The sequence below is a fragment of the Paenibacillus sp. FSL R7-0198 genome (assembly GCF_038000415.1).
Taxonomy (GTDB): domain Bacteria; phylum Bacillota; class Bacilli; order Paenibacillales; family Paenibacillaceae; genus Paenibacillus.
On the sequence record NZ_JBBOCB010000001.1, the window covers coordinates 1,871,697 to 1,890,280 of the forward strand.

The 18,584-nt window shown below is 45.5% G+C and carries 19 protein-coding genes; 7 read left to right on the top strand and 12 right to left on the bottom strand.

Features of this window, described 5'->3' with window-relative positions; genetic code table 11:
- Positions 1 to 13: 13 nt before the first annotated feature.
- The 5 genes from MKY87_RS07945 to MKY87_RS07965 all read right to left on the bottom strand — a co-directional run bounded on the left by MKY87_RS07945 (position 14) and on the right by MKY87_RS07965 (position 5,896).
- Positions 14 to 1,510 (bottom strand): glycoside hydrolase family 30 protein, encoded by a 1,497-nt coding sequence (locus MKY87_RS07945; protein WP_340963762.1) that lies wholly within the window; start codon positions 1,508 to 1,510, stop codon positions 14 to 16.
- Between the two features lie 89 nt (positions 1,511 to 1,599).
- A complete protein-coding gene (locus MKY87_RS07950; protein ID WP_036617294.1) occupies positions 1,600 to 2,445 on the bottom strand; it encodes a carbohydrate ABC transporter permease in 846 nt (281 codons plus the stop codon).
- The gene (locus MKY87_RS07955) at positions 2,438 to 3,325 is read right to left on the bottom strand and encodes a carbohydrate ABC transporter permease (protein ID WP_307542940.1); all 888 of its coding nucleotides are present in this window, start codon (positions 3,323 to 3,325) and stop codon (positions 2,438 to 2,440) included. The genes MKY87_RS07950 and MKY87_RS07955 overlap by 8 nt, the downstream gene beginning before the upstream one ends.
- A 90-nt stretch (positions 3,326 to 3,415) precedes the next feature.
- Positions 3,416 to 4,687: an ABC transporter substrate-binding protein gene (locus MKY87_RS07960; RefSeq protein ID WP_253439739.1), complete on the bottom strand. Its 1,272-nt coding sequence runs from the start codon at positions 4,685 to 4,687 to the stop codon at positions 3,416 to 3,418.
- A 180-nt stretch (positions 4,688 to 4,867) separates the two neighbouring features.
- The gene (locus MKY87_RS07965; protein ID WP_340963766.1) at positions 4,868 to 5,896 is read right to left on the bottom strand and encodes a LacI family DNA-binding transcriptional regulator; all 1,029 of its coding nucleotides are present in this window, start codon (positions 5,894 to 5,896) and stop codon (positions 4,868 to 4,870) included.
- A 289-nt stretch (positions 5,897 to 6,185) separates the two neighbouring features.
- Between MKY87_RS07965 and MKY87_RS07970 the strand changes: the two genes are divergently transcribed.
- Complete coding sequence (locus tag MKY87_RS07970; protein ID WP_017687018.1) at positions 6,186 to 6,548, top strand: iron-sulfur cluster biosynthesis family protein; 363 nt, start codon at positions 6,186 to 6,188, stop codon at positions 6,546 to 6,548.
- 153 nt (positions 6,549 to 6,701) lie between these two features.
- Here the strand turns inward: MKY87_RS07970 and MKY87_RS07975 are convergent, their stop codons facing one another.
- From MKY87_RS07975 to MKY87_RS08005, 7 genes are all read right to left on the bottom strand, one after another.
- Positions 6,702 to 7,154: a hypothetical protein gene (locus MKY87_RS07975; RefSeq protein ID WP_340963768.1), complete on the bottom strand. Its 453-nt coding sequence runs from the start codon at positions 7,152 to 7,154 to the stop codon at positions 6,702 to 6,704.
- 85 nt (positions 7,155 to 7,239) lie between these two features.
- Complete coding sequence (locus tag MKY87_RS07980; protein ID WP_340963770.1) at positions 7,240 to 7,710, bottom strand: NUDIX domain-containing protein; 471 nt, start codon at positions 7,708 to 7,710, stop codon at positions 7,240 to 7,242.
- A 431-nt stretch (positions 7,711 to 8,141) separates the two neighbouring features.
- Entirely contained in the window at positions 8,142 to 9,047 is a 906-nt protein-coding gene (locus MKY87_RS07985; RefSeq protein WP_340963772.1) for an AraC family transcriptional regulator, read from the bottom strand.
- Between the two features lie 199 nt (positions 9,048 to 9,246).
- Positions 9,247 to 9,756 (bottom strand): hypothetical protein, encoded by a 510-nt coding sequence (locus tag MKY87_RS07990; protein ID WP_340963775.1) that lies wholly within the window; start codon positions 9,754 to 9,756, stop codon positions 9,247 to 9,249.
- Positions 9,757 to 9,989: 233 nt separating this feature from the next.
- Complete coding sequence (locus tag MKY87_RS07995) at positions 9,990 to 10,640, bottom strand: hypothetical protein (RefSeq protein ID WP_340963778.1); 651 nt, start codon at positions 10,638 to 10,640, stop codon at positions 9,990 to 9,992.
- Between the two features lie 126 nt (positions 10,641 to 10,766).
- A complete protein-coding gene (locus tag MKY87_RS08000; RefSeq protein ID WP_340963781.1) occupies positions 10,767 to 11,105 on the bottom strand; it encodes a hypothetical protein in 339 nt (112 codons plus the stop codon).
- Between the two features lie 102 nt (positions 11,106 to 11,207).
- Entirely contained in the window at positions 11,208 to 11,684 is a 477-nt protein-coding gene (locus MKY87_RS08005) for a hypothetical protein (protein WP_340963782.1), read from the bottom strand.
- Between the two features lie 197 nt (positions 11,685 to 11,881).
- On the opposite strand from MKY87_RS08005, the gene MKY87_RS08010 reads away from it, so the two are divergent.
- The 6 genes from MKY87_RS08010 to MKY87_RS08035 all read left to right on the top strand — a co-directional run bounded on the left by MKY87_RS08010 (position 11,882) and on the right by MKY87_RS08035 (position 18,505).
- Entirely contained in the window at positions 11,882 to 13,582 is a 1,701-nt protein-coding gene (locus tag MKY87_RS08010; protein ID WP_340963784.1) for a PucR family transcriptional regulator, read from the top strand.
- A gap of 241 nt (positions 13,583 to 13,823) precedes the next feature.
- Positions 13,824 to 14,600: an ABC transporter ATP-binding protein gene (locus MKY87_RS08015; protein WP_338588201.1), complete on the top strand. Its 777-nt coding sequence runs from the start codon at positions 13,824 to 13,826 to the stop codon at positions 14,598 to 14,600.
- Positions 14,600 to 15,466 carry an ABC transporter permease gene (locus MKY87_RS08020; protein ID WP_340913689.1) on the top strand — a complete coding sequence of 289 codons (867 nt, stop codon included), beginning with the start codon at positions 14,600 to 14,602 and terminating at the stop codon, positions 15,464 to 15,466. The genes MKY87_RS08015 and MKY87_RS08020 overlap by 1 nt, the downstream gene beginning before the upstream one ends.
- 34 nt (positions 15,467 to 15,500) lie before the next feature.
- The gene (locus MKY87_RS08025) at positions 15,501 to 16,529 is read left to right on the top strand and encodes an ABC transporter substrate-binding protein (protein ID WP_340963786.1); all 1,029 of its coding nucleotides are present in this window, start codon (positions 15,501 to 15,503) and stop codon (positions 16,527 to 16,529) included.
- Positions 16,530 to 16,722: 193 nt separating this feature from the next.
- On the top strand, positions 16,723 to 18,099 hold the full coding sequence (locus tag MKY87_RS08030; RefSeq protein ID WP_340963787.1) for an amidase: 1,377 nt from the start codon (positions 16,723 to 16,725) through the stop codon (positions 18,097 to 18,099).
- A gap of 19 nt (positions 18,100 to 18,118) precedes the next feature.
- Positions 18,119 to 18,505 carry a RidA family protein gene (locus MKY87_RS08035; protein ID WP_340963789.1) on the top strand — a complete coding sequence of 129 codons (387 nt, stop codon included), beginning with the start codon at positions 18,119 to 18,121 and terminating at the stop codon, positions 18,503 to 18,505.
- Positions 18,506 to 18,584: the final 79 nt, after the last annotated feature.

Sequence of the window (18,584 nt, forward strand, 5' to 3'; positions counted from 1 at the left end):
CCAATCACTGTTATTACTTCGCCTGCAACGTTACGCCTTCCAGTACAACCGTTGTGATGGAATTGTCTGCCGTAGGCACTTCAAGTCCGTTGGCATACACCGGAATGTCTTCTAGCTGCTCCATATTCCGATTCGGTGAAGTCTGATACACCTGCGCGGTGGATGATTTTCCGTACGTGTACCCTTCCAGTTCAAACGCCGTTGTTCCAGCCGACAATTCATTACGAATGACCAGCACCAGTCGTTGACGTTCCGCGTCATAGGCAGCCAACGTGCGACCATCATCCGTTGGAATAATCTTTGCGCCAGGACGAATGAACTTCGTAAACTGGGCCATACCGTAATACTGTTTGGTCATCTCGTACTGCTCTTCTCCGTTAAAATTGGCGTGAATGAAGCCCCAATTATTATTGGCGCCTTCATCTTCAACGGCCTGCCAGTATACCCAGGCGGATGGCTGCATGATTTTTAAATCAAACATGATCCGCTCCGCCAACTCTTGTACCGAGGTCATATCCTCATGACTGTGCGGCTCACTACCGCCTGTTCCGTACTCGGACATCCACAACTTCTTGCCATGGCGTTCTGCCAACGTGCGCAGCTCTTCCATTTTGCTACCATTATAGGAATGGGTATTAATCTGCTGGATCACGTCCAGCGTGTCCTGATCATAGAGGTTGAAATTGAACACCGTCTCATCAATGCTGTTATCATCTGCGGCACTAATGACGGTTCCATCCAATCCTTTGCTCTTCAACGATGCAGCGACTTTCTTGATAATCTCGGCCTGCTTCTCATTCGTAAAATGACTGCCTTCCTGCATATTGCCTTTCTTCCACCAGTCGGAGGAAGGTTCATTGAGCGGATTCAGGGTGCGAAAGGTGATCCCCCACTCGTCCCGATAATGCTTCACAACTTCGGTCAGATAATCGGCAAACGCATCATACTGGTCGTCACGCAGGTTATTACCGCCATCTACGGCTCCAGTGACCGATCCACTAATCGTCATCCAGTAGGGTGGTGAATTGGAGAAAGCTTCGGCAATGTTCACGCCGCGCTCCATCGAGCCCTGTAATACAGCACGCTGGCCTGCATCGGCATTCCAATCCCACTCTCCAGGTTCAGGCTGAAAGCCAGGTACATCCCCACCGGGACGGAGGGCTTTCATCTCCGGATTTTCCTCACCGCCAATATTGTAACGAACGATGTTCAGACCTAATCCTTTCTCCGGGTCAAAGACCAGATCCATCACTTCACTCACCTTCGCCTGATCCTTCCATAAGCCAAGATCGTTGGCCCACCAGGCAAGTGACGTGCCCCAGCCTTCAAAATGATCGTAGGACTGATCCAGTTTCAAACGTACCGGTTCCTCTTGGAATACAAGTGTTTTGGATGATTCATTGGCAAAATGATTGATAACAATTCCTCCTCCTGCCAGCAGGGCAACCAGGGCCACACCCATGAGGATGTAACTCCGTTTGCTCCTGCTGCGTTGTTCTTTATGCGCCATGGGCTAAACAATCCTTTCTCCATGTACGTTAATGACTTCATTGGCCTTGAACAACAGGTTCAATACATACACACACTACACACCTTCTGTTACTTGATTCCGCTGCTTCCGCCGCTAATGTTCGCTTCATAGACATAACGTTGTCCGAACAGATATACCAGCACCATCGGAATGGTGAGGAACAGGGAAGCAATCATCACAAGGTTCCATGGCGGCATCTGTCCGCCCCCGACCGTTGTCAACAGCTGCACCCCGAGTGCAAGCGGCATTTTCTCCGGATCATTGATATAGATGAGCGGCCCCATGAAGTTCCCCCAGTTATAGGAAAACGAGAAAATGGCAATAGCGGCCAGAATCGGATAAGTCAGTGGCATAATAATCTTCCAATAGATCCCCGGATGTCCCATACCGTCAATCATGGCGGCTTCATCCAGTGATTTAGGGATACTCATGACGAACTGCCGAATCAGGAATACGTTGAACGCTCCGGCGAAGAAGCTCGGTACGATCAGCGGGTAGAATGTATTAATCCAGTCCAGATGACGGAAGATGATGAACTGCGGTACCATCGTCACCTCACCCGGAATCATCATCGTACTGAGCAACACGATAAACAGGAAACGACTGCCTTTCGCTTTGATTCGGGCAAAGCCGTAGGATACGATGGAAGCAGACAATACCGATCCAACAATTGTAAAGATGGTAATGATGACCGAGTTTTTGAGATATGTTCCGAGATTGTTATTCGTGAAAATCGTATAAAAGTTGGACCATTGGAACTCCATTGGAACGAAGGTAAAAGCTGATTTGACGGTTGTTGCGTCACTGGCCAGTGCAATGGAGATCATGTACAGGAAAGGCGAAGCAAGCAGCACCCCGACCAGAATCAGAAAAATATAGGATATCGTCTTCTCCACAGTCGATGGATTACTCATTGGCTTTTCCCTCCTCGTAGTGCACCCATAGCGCCGATGAACGGAATACAACCAGTGTCAACGCCATGATGATGATGAATAGTACCCAGGCAATCGCTGATGCATATCCCATTTTGTAGAACTGGAACGCATTCTGGAACAAGTAGGGAACGACCATCTGACTTGAATTATCAGGTCCGCCGGCAGTGACGATGAAGACCTGCGCGAAGGTCTGGAGCGCTCCGATCATACCGGTCACCAGATTGAAGAAAATGACAGGAGTCAGCATAGGGAATGTAATATGGAAGAACGATTGTGTACTTTTCGCACCGTCGATGGCTGCGGCCTCGTACAGTTCCTGCGGAATGCCTTTCATCCCTGCAAGCAGCAATACCACGCCGCCACCTACACCCCATAAGGACATGAGAATCAATGCAGGCTTAACCCAGTTGGGATCAAGAAGCCAGGCTGGACCCTCAATACCAAAGATCGCGAGTGCCTGGTTGATCAATCCTTCCGTCGGTGCAAGCAAGTGAATGAAGAGCAATGAACTCGCAACCACCGGAACAACGGAAGGTAGATAGAACAGAATACGGAAGAAGGTAATCCCTTTGATTTTCTTATTCAGGTAATATGCAATCCAGAGCGAGATCGACATGCCCAGTGGAATGGATATCAGCGCATAGAAGAAGGTATTGCCGACGGATTTCCAGAAGATCGGATCATCGGTCAGCAACGTTTTGTAATTGTCGATACCGATGAATTCAGGGGACTGGAACAGATCCCAATTCGTGAAGCTCATATAGATGGAAAACAGGATCGGACCCAGGGTCAGCCCCAGGAACCCGATCAGCCAAGGCGAGATGAAGATGTAGAACCATTTCCCGTCCTTTTTTCTCACGTTAAGCCCTCCCATGACGCAGAGAGCAGATGGAACCCGCAATCATGCCGAATTCCACCTGTCCTCCTGTCGCTGCTATTTGAACAACCTCTATTTGTAGAGTCTTTCCAGTCCACTCTGGATTTCAGTTACGGTATCATCAAGCGAAGCTTTGTTGTTGAAGTACACACCCAACTTGTCGTTAATCAGCTTCATCATTTCATTCCATTGCGGGTTGAACGGTTCTGCATAGATTGTCGATTCACTGAACGCAGCCATGTTGATTTTCTTGCCGCCATATTCGGCATTCAGGAATTCATCACTGGACAGACCTGCTTTGGTTGCGGGAGCATCCTGACCGGCTTTGACCATTGGCATCTGCGCTTCTGGTGTCGTCATTGCTTCAATCACTTTGAATGCCTCTTCCTTGTGTTTGGAAGCGTTGGTAATCGTTAAACCGTTAAAGAATGCGTTCGTTTCGCCCCATACCGGAGAGATATCCCAGTTGATGCCTTCGACCTTAGCAAGCGAACCAATGTTCCAGAAACCGGTCGTTTCCATGGCGATCTTGCCTTGCGCAAACAGCGGATCGGCTCCGATATTTCCCATGTCGGCAATCTCGGTTGGCGTTGGTCCTGCACCGTGGGTGAAGGTCAGATCATTCATGAATTGTAATGCTTTACGCACAGGCTCCGTATCGAAAGTTGGTTTGCCACTCTCATCGAACAATGAGCCACCGTTTTGGTAGATGAGCTGCATCCATTGTGGCCACCAGCTACCCGGATAGTAGCCCCATTGTACTGTTTTGCCATTCTCTTTCACTGTCAGCTTCTGAGCAGCTGCCATCAGATCGTCCTGCGTCCAATCTTTGGTTGGGTATTCCACCCCGGCTTTATCAAACAGATCTTTGTTATAAAAGAGGACCATTGCGCCTGCCCGATCCGGCAACCCGAATTGCTTGCCATCATACTTCATCAGGTTCGCAATATCATCGGAATAACGCTCAGACATGTTCACATTGTTCGCCTTAATCATGTCATCCAGCGGTATAATCTGATTCTTGGAGGCGTAGGCCTGATAGTTCTCGGCAATCATCATGATGTCCGGTGCTGTTCCTCCGGCGATCATGGTCTGTACCTTCTGGTCATAATCTCCTGCAACCACGTTGAGTTTCACATTAATATCGGGATACGTCTGCTTCACGATGTCGAGTCGCTCCTGATAAATTTTCTTCTCATCCTCCGAGCCCCAGATCGTCATGCTCAAATCAACCTTGCCACCGGACTCGCCGGAGGAACCACTTTTACTCCCGCTGCTGCAGGCTGTCAGACCCATTACCATGACCAGCATCAATAACGAAATGACCTTTAAACTTCTTCTCATACGTTACGCCCCCTTGAACTAATGAATGGATGACCACACTGAAACCCGTTTCATGAAATGGGTTTCATTAAGCTGAAACATAAAACCCGTTCCACTTTATGAAAGGGGTTTCATTCACGCACTCATTATATTTCACCCTTCGAGGAAATGTCAACGCTTTCTTTTCCAATTACAGGCCCTTTATCTTGCAGCAGGTCCTGTACTTTGACGCACAATCAGCTCCGGTTGCAGAATAATCTGCTTCTTCGGTTTGCCTTGGTTAATCAGCTCATGCAGCACGTCCACAGCCTGTTTGCCAAGCTGGTATGTGTTCTGGGATACGGTTGTCAGTTCCGGTATAACGGCACTGGCGAGAGGTGTATCATCAAAACCCACAATGGATATATCCTGCGGAATCGAGAGTCCATGCTCAATCGTCGACTTGATCGCACCAATGGCCGTATTGTCATTCACACAGATGACCGCAGTTGGCGGATTGTCCCGATCCAGCAGTTTGGACATTTCCCTTTTGCCATCGTCGATGGAGAAACTTCCGAGCAGCTGCCGTTCTTTCGGTATTTCGAGCCCATGCTCCCGAAGTTTCTTCTGCACAGCTCTGACCTTGACCATGGTGGTGGACAACTCTTTTAGACCGCCGACAAAGGCGATATCGCGATGCCCCAGTTCAAGCAAATGCTCAGCTGCAAGGGCTGCCCCTGCCCCCTCATCCGTGTATACCCGGTGAAACCCGCCTTTGGCAATATTGCCATTGACTAGCACAATTGGCATACGCTTGCCCATATCAATCAATTCCTGAGCCATGTCATCCGGACAGACTTGCATGTTAATTCGCCCGCCGAGGAAAATAATCCCGTCTACCCGCTTCTCTCGCAGGATGGACAAATATTCAGATTCCCTGTTGTAGTCGCCTGCGGTATTGCACAGAAAGAAGGTATACCCCAATCCGCGAGCCTCATTCTCCGCTCCCCAGAACACTTCCGGGAAAAACGGGTTTGTAATGTCCGGCAGGATGATGGCGATGGTACCCGTCTCTTTCTTGATCAGACTGCGCGCCTGCGCATTGGGCTGAAACTGGTGTTTTTCAATGATGGACATAATCTTCTCTCGGGTGCTTGCACGCACAGGTGCCGTATCATTCAGTACCCGGGAGACTGTCGCTACAGATACATTTGCTTCTTTGGCGATGTCGTATATGGTGATCGGTGTCATAGCGGAACCTTCCTTTTTCTCTAATTTTCCCTATTTTCCCTGCTTATCATACCAGATAAGGATTGGCGATGAAATGGGTTTCAGTGACGGGCGAATGATTTCACACTGAACCCATAGAAGTTCCGGGTATGACATTCATACATGAATGGTTCGTTGCATTACGCATTAGCGTCCATATTTTCACAGGACATGTTTGCTTTTCTTTATTTCACCTTCTAATCTGCGTTTATGGTCCATATATTAAAATGTAAGCGAATTCATTGGAGATTAGAGGAGTGTGAACAACGTCATGATCATTCAAGTCAGTCCGCTGGCAGAAGCAAGACTTACTGAAAAGCTGGGAGATCGACCAGGCTATTTCAAATTGTTTTATGATACCGATGGATGCGGTTGTGACGGAATTGCGGTACTTCTGATCTTGAACGAACCAGATAGCGATGATGTTACCGTAGAAGCGGGGTCGCTTCCCTTTGTAATCAACAAACAGCAGCAGATTTACTTCGAACCCTCTCTGCGTCTGCAATCCGAGCACAGTTTCCCTTCGTTCCGACTGAGCAGTGATTCCATGATCTATGGCAGTAATGTCAAAGTCCATGATCTACGAGATACCGCAGACGTAGCCCCTCAGCCCACTGGATGGTTTGTACGATAAACGTTGAATTAGCACTATAATCAAAACCTCCCAATCCCAGATGTTCTGCGGGAAGGGAGGTTTTTTTATAAATTTCGAATTTCAAATATGCCACTATTTTCGTAGCCATTTCGTTTTGAGCTAACGTTTTCAGTCCATTCAAGATTACCAATTTTACTTCACAAGAATTTCAATGGGATCCATGGTTAATGCGATATCCGCGGTCATATTCACATAGAGATTTTGTGCCCCTTTTTTGGATACCAAAAATTCATCTTCAACCTCAACCACTTGACCTGATTTAAATTCAGTTACATATCCCACATCCGTATAACTACGCTCCTCGTCACTACCGGAAAAGAAAAAACGAATGATTGGTTTTCCATGGGTAACTTCAACGGGTTTAATGCCTGTATATTTTAAAGTCCCTTTTACTTTCATTGTCTCACCCGTGCCTATAACAGTTGGTGTTGTGACTTCGAGAACAAAGTTAGATGCGACTACACGCTCAGTAACTGTATCTTCAATTTTATCTGTTGATGAACAACCAGATAACATCATGAATACCACTGATATCAACATTAAGATGCTATAACTCATTTTATTAATAGTAATCACCTCTCTCATACTCTAACGAATGATATATGGAGAGTGTTGCTCAATTCATTCATTGATTTCCATGAAATATCGTTTCCCTTAGTTCAATCATGTATCACACGAATTCAATTAACTTCCTATCTATTTCTGCGATATCACCAATCTCGGATGTACCATCCCAAAGAATTATTGAAGAAGCTTCATCGTTTTCAACAAAATCATCAAGTCGGCACAGTTCACCCATGAACAGAGCTCCATACTCTGTCCGTTCCGGTCCATGAAAACTTGGCTGGAGTCTAAACTTCATTAGCCCTTTGAATTCAGCTGTATCCAGAATTTGATTGGTTTCCTCAAACAATTCTCTAATTACACATTGCTCCGCATTCTCTCCTGCTTCAATAATACCCCCTGGTAGTTCCCATTTTTTTCTCCACTTATTATGCATGAATAGATACTTTCCTTGGTACTTCACCACAATTAGAGCATGTGTTAGTGGAGCATCCAGTTTACCTGTAATGACCTTATCGTACTCGATACGAATGAATTCCAGAAAAATGTTACCTCTTGAATCTGTCATGATTGCCATTTACATTCCTCCATTTCTTGTGTAACAAAAATAAAAAAACGCGCTAGACCTAAGTCCTGCGCGTTCATATATCACAGGATGGGAAGCGCGAATAGCGTTAACCCATCCCAATTTTTTTAGGAATGAATTAACGCTTTTCATGATGATGAGATTGTTTTAACTCTAAAATTAACATCGACCATTCTCCTAATCATCAATATATGGAAATGATACCCACCTTAGTACTTTAGAGTCAAGTATATAATTTTGCTGATTTACCAATAACGTAATCTTGCCGTTAGCTGAACAAAAGCAGCCGGTCACATTGATCAGCTACTTTCTTTGTATTATTGAGCTATCGTTTCTACGTTAGTTTCTGAAATGGACCTTGTGACATATTCGAGTTAAGAAAAAAGCTGTGACCGAGCATGTCACAGCCGCGTAGTTCCATTCTATCCCTCGACCCGATACCATAGTTCACAATATTCGTAGCCATCTACACTTGTACCATACATCTCGAAGTTGCCGCCATCTAAAATCGTAAATGTTGATGTTTGCAGCCATTCCGAAAATATTCGATTCTTCAAAGACCGTAAATCATACTTGCCGTTGCCATTACCATCATTTAATGTCGAAAATACTGCCCACGTAGATGCTGGAACATCAACAACTGTATATCCTTTCACCTTGCTATCAAGGGCTTTGTAACACCCGATCAGATAAGGGAACGTCGTATTGTTTGTGAATGTATAGGATTCGAATGCAAAGACAGCTCCAAGTTCCTTGCTGAAACTGCTTTCGTCTCTCCAATCCCTGCTCACCGACTGGGATAATCGGTCCAACTCACCATTATTGCTGATGGTTTGCCAAACCTCAGGGATCGATATCCCCTCCTCATTCGCAATAGTGTCGTAACGGTAGATATCTTCCAGCCCATAAACTTGAAAAGCATCCCTTTTTTCAATCCGATAATTCATTCCAACAACTCCCTTTAATATGATTTGAAAGGAGATGCGAGGAAAGGCTTTTAACTCACTTCCGGCATTTCGCGCTAATGTAGGCGTCATTCCATGCAGATTTTGAAATGCTCGTGAGAATGATTCAGGTGTTTCATATCTGTACTTCAAGGCAATATCCGTCACCGTGTTCTTCCTGTTCTTTAAATCAAATGCAGCAAGCGTCAGTCTTCTGCGCCTGATATATTCGGATAAGGGGACATCAAGTACAAATGAAAACATGCGCTGAAATTGGTAAACTGAACATAAGGCGATTTTTGCAATTTGGTCATAATCAATATCTTGTTCTAAGTTGTCTTCAATATAGCTGACAGCTCGATTCATTCTCTCTAGCCAATCCACGACAATCCCTCCTTTCGTAAGAAGCATATCATCCGGTAGTTTATGTCGCCTGACTTTCCGTGCAGGATAATGTCAGGTGTTAATCATCTGTATACAGAATCCTTGTTTCCTAAATTAATCCAAGTCTTTATTAGTTTGAAGCATCTATTTTAGTAGTATTTTTATACTCGATTGGTACAAAACTAACCTGCCAGTTAGTTCAATAAGTTAGATCAACAGTATCGTCCGGGTCTGAACCAGCTGATCCCCATAATTCCCCCTCAACCTGATAACCACCACTCCATTGAAGCAAGTAGCCTCCAGTACTCATCCCCTGTGTGAAACCTTCTTTACTATTTATCCAATCTAAAGATTCCCCAGGAGCAATCGTTCTAGCGAAATACACTTCACTAGTATCTAAGTGCGTTAAACTAACATTAACTTCATGGCTACTATTGTTTTTCATAAGCAGTTTTATATGTACAGATTCCGGATTTACGGAAAAGGGTTGCTGTACCGTTGCGCCTCCAGAAGCAATAAAGTGGGAGGGTTTGCTTTCTTGTTCACTCAAAGACTTAGAATGGGTTGTACTTTCGTACTTGCTTGATAATACACCAGTTTTTGGATTAAACATATTCTCTTGAGTTTGACTTGTTGAATCACAGGCAGTTACAGTCGCTGTTGTTAAAGCTAATGATATAACAGTAGCAAATAGTCTCTTTTTCTTCATTACTTCATTCCCCGTATTCTTTTATTAGTTATTCTTAAAACCTATAAGAAGCTCCTCGTCATTAACAACACTATCACTCTATAAAAGTTACACGTGTAATTTGTAAGATGGCATTGAGTTAACCTTGCCATTAGCTGAATAAAAGCAGCCGATCAGGTTGATCGGCTACTTTCTGGGGTTTATTGACTTATCGTATTCCTTAAGTGTAACGACGACTGATATAATTTAACCCTTCAGTCTCTCGAAAAACCGAAGTGCTTCTCAACTTCCATTAACATCTGATCTTTATTGGATTGAGATGTTCTCATAAACCATTTTAATTGATACTGCTCCGCTTGTTGCAGGTAATGATTCGATGCTCTAACCACCGTGTTTAACGTTTCGTCCCGTGCACGTTGTGGATCTGATAAACTAGGAAACAAACCCTCCATGCCTCTCAGATGATCTCGATCCAGATAATCTGCTCGAATGAGGTCATCTTCTGCAAACATATAAATCACTCGGTTGGGGTCAGCAATCTCCCTTAGATAAGCAGGTTCCATAAAAGTATCTACTACGATCGGCTTCTCTTTCCCCATCTGTAACAAATCCAGGATGATAAATTCCACACTCTCGTCAAACACGGAATTTAACCAGTGACTTCTATCATTCCCTCGTCCTAAAAAGAACCATTCCCAATCAATGAAATGTCGTAATATGGCGGGATGATCCTGCGGATTAGCCTTTTTTTGATAATCGAACGTGTGGTCATCTGAAGAATAATAATTTATATTCCATTTTGAAGAAAGCAACTTTGTCATCGTGCTTTTTCCGCCGCAAGGGCCTCCACATATCCAATAAACGTGATCTAAATATTGTCTTAATAGTCGGTCTGAAATTTTCATTGTACAACCATCCCTTTGTTTAAGATTGTTTCTTAAAAGGGTTAATGTCTCTTGTCCTATTTGCACTAAATGTCCAAGTATCTGGCATTTTTACACCGCCTTTCCTAGCTTCCTTTTATGACAAAATTATTCCTCTGATTCGCTTTTCACAAAATAATTACCGTGAGAAAGAATCTGTTTGGTATCAGCAGTTAAATGATCTAAGTTATCCACCGTTTCCTTCTCGGAAATGAAGGCGTCTTTCTCGGGTACCCTATTAAATGTTCCAAAAGATGTCGTTATACTACTTACATTTTCTAGAGCTCTATTAATTTCCTCTTCTGATAATTGTACTGCAGGACCAAAATCCGGATAGTTTGGGTTATCCGCTTTAGCATCATCATAATAATTACTCGCATAAATGCTTAAAGCAGTCACTGCCGAAACAGTCATTATTAATGCCGTACTGATAAAGATTTTTTTCATTGGAGGTCACTCCTCAATCGTTTCAATAATGTTTGTGCATTCATAAATCCATTGCCCTCTAGTTCAACTGGAACTGTGTTTTAGTAGAAAGCAGCTAAAAAACTAATGATCTGTATACTGCCAAGCGTGAATCGGTGTACCTTTAGTGACTTCACCTGTCAATGTATTGATTTCTAGTGGTTCTACTAAAACCTTCCATCCATTTTCGCTTTTGAAAATTTTATACGGGAGTGGTGGTGACTGTTCGTAGCCTTGTCCTGCATACTGTTGAACTACATAAAATTGAACTTCATCCGTGTTGATTTGTCTGCTTTCCACAATTTCATACCCTGTAGTTGGATTAGTTTTAAGATCCTTTACATATCCTTCTTCACGACTTTTCTCATCCAAATAATTGGTATCTTTAGAATAAAACATCATTCCCTCTACATCTTTAGCAATGTAAGCCTGAAAATACTCCGTTGCTGCTTCCATCGGAGTTTGGGCTACAACTCTTTCCGCAGTTGTAGTCGATGCTACTAAAATAGATCCAGCAACAACACTGGCAAGTAAAAGCGATACTAATCCTTTTCGTTTCATGGATCGAGAACTCCTTTTTAGTGTTCGAGTTAGTAATAATGATCAAATTTTATATAGACCTACTTAGTATAACGCATTCAATTATTGGAAAGTTTTTATATTTATGAGAAATTTGTTTACATCTATCTTTCAGCCTCTTTATCCAAACTCTTCTTTACGCCCACCCCACTTAATGTTAGATTTTATAACATATCATTATGAAAGCGAGTGGGTTGAAGATGGATCTGCAACAGTTATTAACTATCCCCATTCTCTCCAAAGCAAAGGTTATTGCCGGGCATCGTGGCCTTGATCGCTTGGTGCAATCGATTAATATTATGGATGCGCCAGATATTGTCCAATTCCTGAAGCCGGGAGATATGCTGCTGACCAACGGTTATATCTTGAAAGATCGTCCCGATGCTCATCTTGGATTCATTACAGACATGCATGCGATTGGTTGTGCGGCGCTTGCTGTCAAGACTCAGCGTTTCTCTCTTGAGTTATCTCCGCAACTGCTTGAGACGGCCGACAAGCTGGGCTTCCCAATCATCGAGCTGTCTGAGATAGACAATACACTCGGTGAAATATTTCAACATTCGATCAGTGCCATCCTTCAGAACAAAACCCATGAGCTACATTACGCCTTGTCTATTCACAAGCAATTTTCCACGATGGTGATGCAGGGAAAAGGCATACCATCCATCGTAGATACGTTGTCTCAACTGCTATCCTCACCTGTGCTGCTGCTTGGTTCGAAGAAGCAGATTACAGCAAGCTCCTATTATGCACAACAGATGGATGACCAGTCTCTCGCCGCGCCCATACTGACATTTATAGATGAGCATCCTTCCTTCCATACCGCAATCTCGATCTGCCTGCTTACTACCGAGAAATATCGACACACCGAGCTTCATCCCATCTTCACAGATCGGCACGAGGGTTATTTGATCGCACTATACGACAGTTCCGCAACCTCCAAGCTGTCCACTCTGGCACTGGAGCAAGCCGTCAATGTGATCGGCCTGGAGTTAACCAAGAAGCAAGCCGTCAAGGAACGCTCCCGCCGTTACAAAAATGAATATTTCTCCGATCTCATTCAAGGCTTCATTCGTTCGGAACAAGAAGCGCTGCACCGCGGCAAGAAATATGGGCTGCAAGCCAAAGGAAGTTCTGTTCTCATCGTTGCCAAAAAGGATGAATCCTTAGCGGGCATACCTAAGCAGAACTCTACTTCCTCCGGGGAAGAGCGGTTCATCTCGGAACGAGACGCTAATTACGAGTTGATTAAGCAGGAGTTTGCCAAATTGGATCTCTCCTTTGTCATGTTCACAAAGAACGACCAGTTCGGCATACTCGTCTTTTTGGCCGAATCGTCTTGGGACGAACATACCGTTGTTCAGCAGCTTGAGCGGATTGCGACTAATCTGTATTCGGAGTCGCAGCTCAGCCTATCCTTCGGAATAGGTAATCCCTACACCAATGTATTGGATATAGGACTCTCCTATAAAGAAGCAGTCAAGGCGCTCCAATCCGGCTATCAGATGCGAAAGACACGCTTCGCTCATTCCTATCAAACCATGGATATAAGCCGTCTGCTGCGCATGATTCCCCACGATGAGATGCTGCAGTTCCATCACGAAACCTTTAAGGCCTTCGCTGACCGAGATCCAAATGAGCGTAACGAGCTTATGAAAACCTTGTCCTCCTTCTATGAGAATCATTGCCAGATCGTTGATACGGCGAAAGAGCTGTTCGTACATCGCAATACAGTGATCTATAGGTTGGAAAAATGCGAGAAACTGACCGGCAGGAACATTAAGGACCCGATGGAGAGCCTGCGCTTCCGACTTGCCTTCGCGCTTGAGTCCCTTTTGAATGTTAATCCAGCTCCTAGTGAAGCTAATCATACGTCTTAAACCGAGAACGTGTCATGTATAATGACACGTTCTTTTGTTTTCTTTTCATATTCAATTCATGTTCAACCTTCATTTGTGCATTTTAACTGATTTAATTCTATTTTTATGTTCAGAGTAACTAATGACAATGATGCAAACAGTCTATATGATTAGGAATATATTCATTAATGTCATGTTAATTAACATCAATTTACATCAAGAAACGAACTACCATCAGGCTGTAGGAAAGGGGCTACCTATCATGGCTATACAGATACAAGGCGTATCCAAATCATTTGTCAGTGCAACCGGAGAAGATATTCAGGTCCTGGCTGAGGTTTCGATGCAAATCAAGAAACAGGAGTTCTTCAGTATCGTGGGACCGAGCGGCTGCGGCAAAAGTACGATTTTTAATATTATCGCAGGTCTGCTTAAGCCAACAAATGGCAAGGTTATCGTCTGTGGCGAAGAGATCGATCAGACCACCGGGCATGTCGGTTATATGATGCAGAAGGACCTGTTACTTCCTTGGAGAAGCATCCTGGACAATGTCACGTTAGGCTTGGAAGTGAAGGGGATGTCCAAAAAGGATCGCAGCGATATTGCCATGGATTATCTGGATCGATATGGCCTGGCTTCATTCGCAGGAGCCTATCCCTCCACACTATCAGGCGGTATGCGCCAACGTGTAGCCCTCATTCGTACCCTCGTTACCCAGCCCGATATTATATTACTGGACGAACCCTTCTCCGCACTTGATTATCAGACCAGACTCATTCTGGAAGATGAAATCTTGTCTATCCTAAAATCCGAGGGCAAGACAGGCGTCCTGATCACGCATGACATTGAGGAAGCCATCGCCATCTCCGACCGCATTGCCGTTATGAGTAAAAGACCAACGACCGTGAAGCAGGTGTATGACATTGGTCTCGCCTCACAATATGGCTCAGCACTGAAAGCCCGCTCCGACCAGAAGTTCAAGCAGTATTTTGAATCGATCTGGTCAGAGCTTGATATCCAAATGGGGAGGATCAGCTAATGAAGAGCACATCACCTGAAATTACCCTTGCCGTAAAGTCTGCTGGAGTTGCGAAGAGCAAACGCAGACAGTCCACCTTCTCCAAAGAATGGCTGATGACGATGCTGTGGCGGTTCATTATTGTAGCGGTCATCCTGGTGATCTGGGAATCCGCCGTTCGCTTAGAAATGGTTAACGGATTCCTCATGGGGTCACCAAGCGCCATTCTTGATGCCGCCATCACGATGGCCAGCTCAGGGCAACTGCTTACAGACGCGTTTGCAACGGTGAATGCCACCGTTATCGGCTTCGTAGCCGGAAGCTTAATCGGCTCATTGGCAGGACTGCTCATGTGGTATTCCAAGTCCGTTGCCCGTGTGCTCGATCCATTCATTGTAGCGATGAACGGTATTCCGAAGATCGCACTCGCTCCCATGATTATCATCTGGTTTGGTTCAGGCATCTTCTCCAAGATTGCTTTGGCCTCCGTAGCAACATTTATCGTAGCGCTATTATCCGCTTACCAAGCGACTCATCAAATCGACGAATCCCAGATTAATCTGATGAAATCCTTCGGTGCAAAGAAGTCACAAATTTTCCGCAAAATTATCGTTCCTTCCTCTCTGCCATGGATCATCTCGGCCTTCCGGATCAATATCGGTTTGGCATTGGTGTCTGTTGTAGGTGGAGAATTCATCTCTTCTGACAAAGGACTTGGACACATGGTATTCGTCGAAGGTAACCTGTTCAACCTTCCGGCCGTGTGGGTTGGCGTGTTCATGCTTATGCTGGTCGCCATGCTCCTCTACACCTGTGTCGGTTATATCGAATCCCGTCTCCTTCCATGGAATGACAACAAGACCAGCAGCAAATCCACATCTGTATAGCTGACCTACAACGATTAAAGGGGACTGATGACTAATGCGTACATTCAAAAAGATAGCTATTCTAGCAGCGATGACACTTCTATTGACTACACTGCTCAGCGGGTGTGGCAGCAATGCCACAACACCTGCTAACGGCGCAGGTGCATCTAATAGCGAGGGGCAAGCAAATACACAGGTGGACAATATTATGGTCTCCGAGGTGTATCACAACCTGCTCTACCTTCCTCTGTATGTAGCGAATAACCAAGGATTCCTAGAGGAGAATCGCATTGAGCTATCTTCCATCCGTGCTGCCGGAAGTGGACCAACAGCATTGTCTTCGGTGATCTCAGGCGAGTCTGCGTTCTCCTTCCACGGTCCTGAGCATGTCGCATTTGCTAATGCAAAGGGCGGAGATGCTCGCTCACTGGTCCTTCTATCCGGCAGTGCTCCAGTATGGGCAGTTGCGCGAGAAGGAGTAACCGTGAACTCGACAGCGGATTTCAAAGGTAAAACCATCGTTGTGGGCTTGGCACCTACAAGCTCGAACAGCTTACTGCGGAAACTATTCGCTGACAATAGCATCGATATCGACAAGGATGTGACGATCACTGAGGTTCAGAATGGCTCCGAGCTTGGTGCTGTATTAGCCGGCAAAGCCGACATTGCTATCGTTTACGAGCCTCAGCTGGATCAAGGCATTGCAGAAGGGCTGCATATCGTCCATGATTTCACGAAGGATTATCCTGACTTTGCCTTTGCAACGATGAATACAACCGCAAGCTTCATTGAAAAGAATCCTGATCTCACCCAGCGCTTTGTCACCTCTATTGAGCAAGCTCTGGAATATATTCAATCGAATCCTGAAGGCGCAAAAGCAGTTGCCGTGAAGGAATTCCCGAATCTGGACAAAAACGTCGTGGAGCAAGCGGTACAACGCATGATCGACAGCAAGGTATATCCTGCGGAGGGACTCATCAATGAATCAGCATTCGAGACCGCAATCGATATGCAGCGCTTCATCGGCAATCTGAAGGAAGATCTCGCTTACGAGGATATTATCGATTCAAGCTTCACCAAATAGAGAGAGAAAGGTTGATTACTCTGAACCAGGACGACTATCTCACACACCGCCTCACGGAAAGTGCGAAATATGCGAATGGAGTTATTACTAGCGAGGAGCTTGCCCTATTTACAGCCGACTTGAAACTGATTCGTGGCTTCAAGTTGCCGGAAGAAATAGGACCCAATCCTCCGCATAGGAGCGTGCCTCTGCGATGATTACGAAACCACTGAACGAGCTGACCATTGCTGAAGCCGCAAAATTGATTAAAAACAAGTTGATATCTCCTGTAGAGCTTACAAAATCCTATTTGAATCGCATTGAGAAAGTAGAACCTGCTGTGCAAGCCTTCGTTACAGTCACCGCCGAACAAGCTTTGCAGGCCGCAAGAGAGTCTGAACAAAAACTGATGAATGGCGAATATCTCGGTGCTCTGCATGGTATTCCCTATGGAGCCAAAGACATTATCCATACCGCTGGCATACGCACCTCGGCCGGATCAAATACCTTTCCTGACTTCGTACCCGGAACGAATGCAACTGTGATTAATAAGTTGCAAGCTGCAGGCGCTATCCTGCTCGGCAAGACAACAACGACGGAATACGCCTTTCAGGGAGGAGAACCGCCAACACGCAACCCGTGGAATCTAGAACATACCCCGGGCGGTTCCAGCTCCGGCTCCGCCGCTGCAGTAGCGGCTGGCATGGCTTCCTTCACACTCGGAACACAGACCTTTGGATCTCTGCTTAGACCCGCAGCTTACAACGGATTAACCTGTATGAAACCCACTTACGGCAGGGTTAGCCGTAATGGTGTTATCACAGCCAGTTGGAGCCTGGATCATATTGGCGCCTTCACTCGATCTGCACAAGATAACGCAATCGTTCTGGAAGCGATGGCCGGGCAAGATGAGCTGGACTCCTTCACGCTTCCTTATGGCAAGCCAGACTTAACAAATGCTCTTGAGAATCCTATATCAGGAATGATGGTCGGGCTACCGAGCAGCTTCTTCCAGACTGATGAACCGGCGATCTTGTTAGCGGTAGAGTCGGCAATCGCTGTGCTTGAGAAGCTGGGCATGCAATGGAAGAAAGTTGACCTGCCTTCTTATATGGAAGAAACCATTGCTGCTCATCGTACGGTAATGCGGGCAGAAGCTGCCGCCTTCCATCAGGAACGCTTCGCGGAAGCCTCTGATCGTTACGGTCACACGATGCGGGAGCAGCTTGAACTCGGTTACCAGACGAGTGCCGTTGATTATTTGCAGGCACAACGCATCCGAACGATATTCCGGAGCGAGATGATGATGCTTTTCAATGAAGTAGATGTGTTATTGACTCCATCCACACCATATGTAGCTCCACATGGCTACAAGACAGGCAGCCCAATTTTCAACGGACCGTTCACCAATACAGGTCTACCGTCCATCACCGTACCCATCGGGTTTGATACCACCTCAGGGAAGCCATTGCCTATCGGCATGCAGCTTGCCGGTCCACACATGAGAGAAGACCGCTTGTTGTCCATCGCTCATCATTATCAGCAGGCTACGAACTGGCATCAGATAACAACGAATATAAACACTCATTAGGAAAGGAATGACAGCTACGATGTCTACCATCATACATGCAAGTGCAGCACCCAAATTCCCGCTTCCTTTCTCCCATGCTGTCCGCGCAGGAGATTTGGTCTACGTTGCAGGTCAGGTAGGCGTTGATCCACAGACGCTTGAGCCTATCGGCGGCATTAAGGAGCAGACTGAGCAGTGCATTCGTAATATTGAGGTGATCCTGCAAGAAGCCGGACTTACACTCGATCATATTGTGAAGGTAACCACTCATCTGGCCCGAGTCGAGGATCAGCCCGAATACAACGAAGTGTATGCGCGAATGATTAAGCAGCCCTATCCCGCCCGTATTACCGTATTTAGCGGATTAGGCACTTATTTAATTGAAATGGAAGTGCTGGCGTATGCGCCTTCCGTCCGAGGAGAGTAACACATCACAAAGAGCACCTGTAGCCATAGATGGGCACAGGTGCTCTTTTTATCTAGAAACCCGGTCCTCTTTTGAGAAA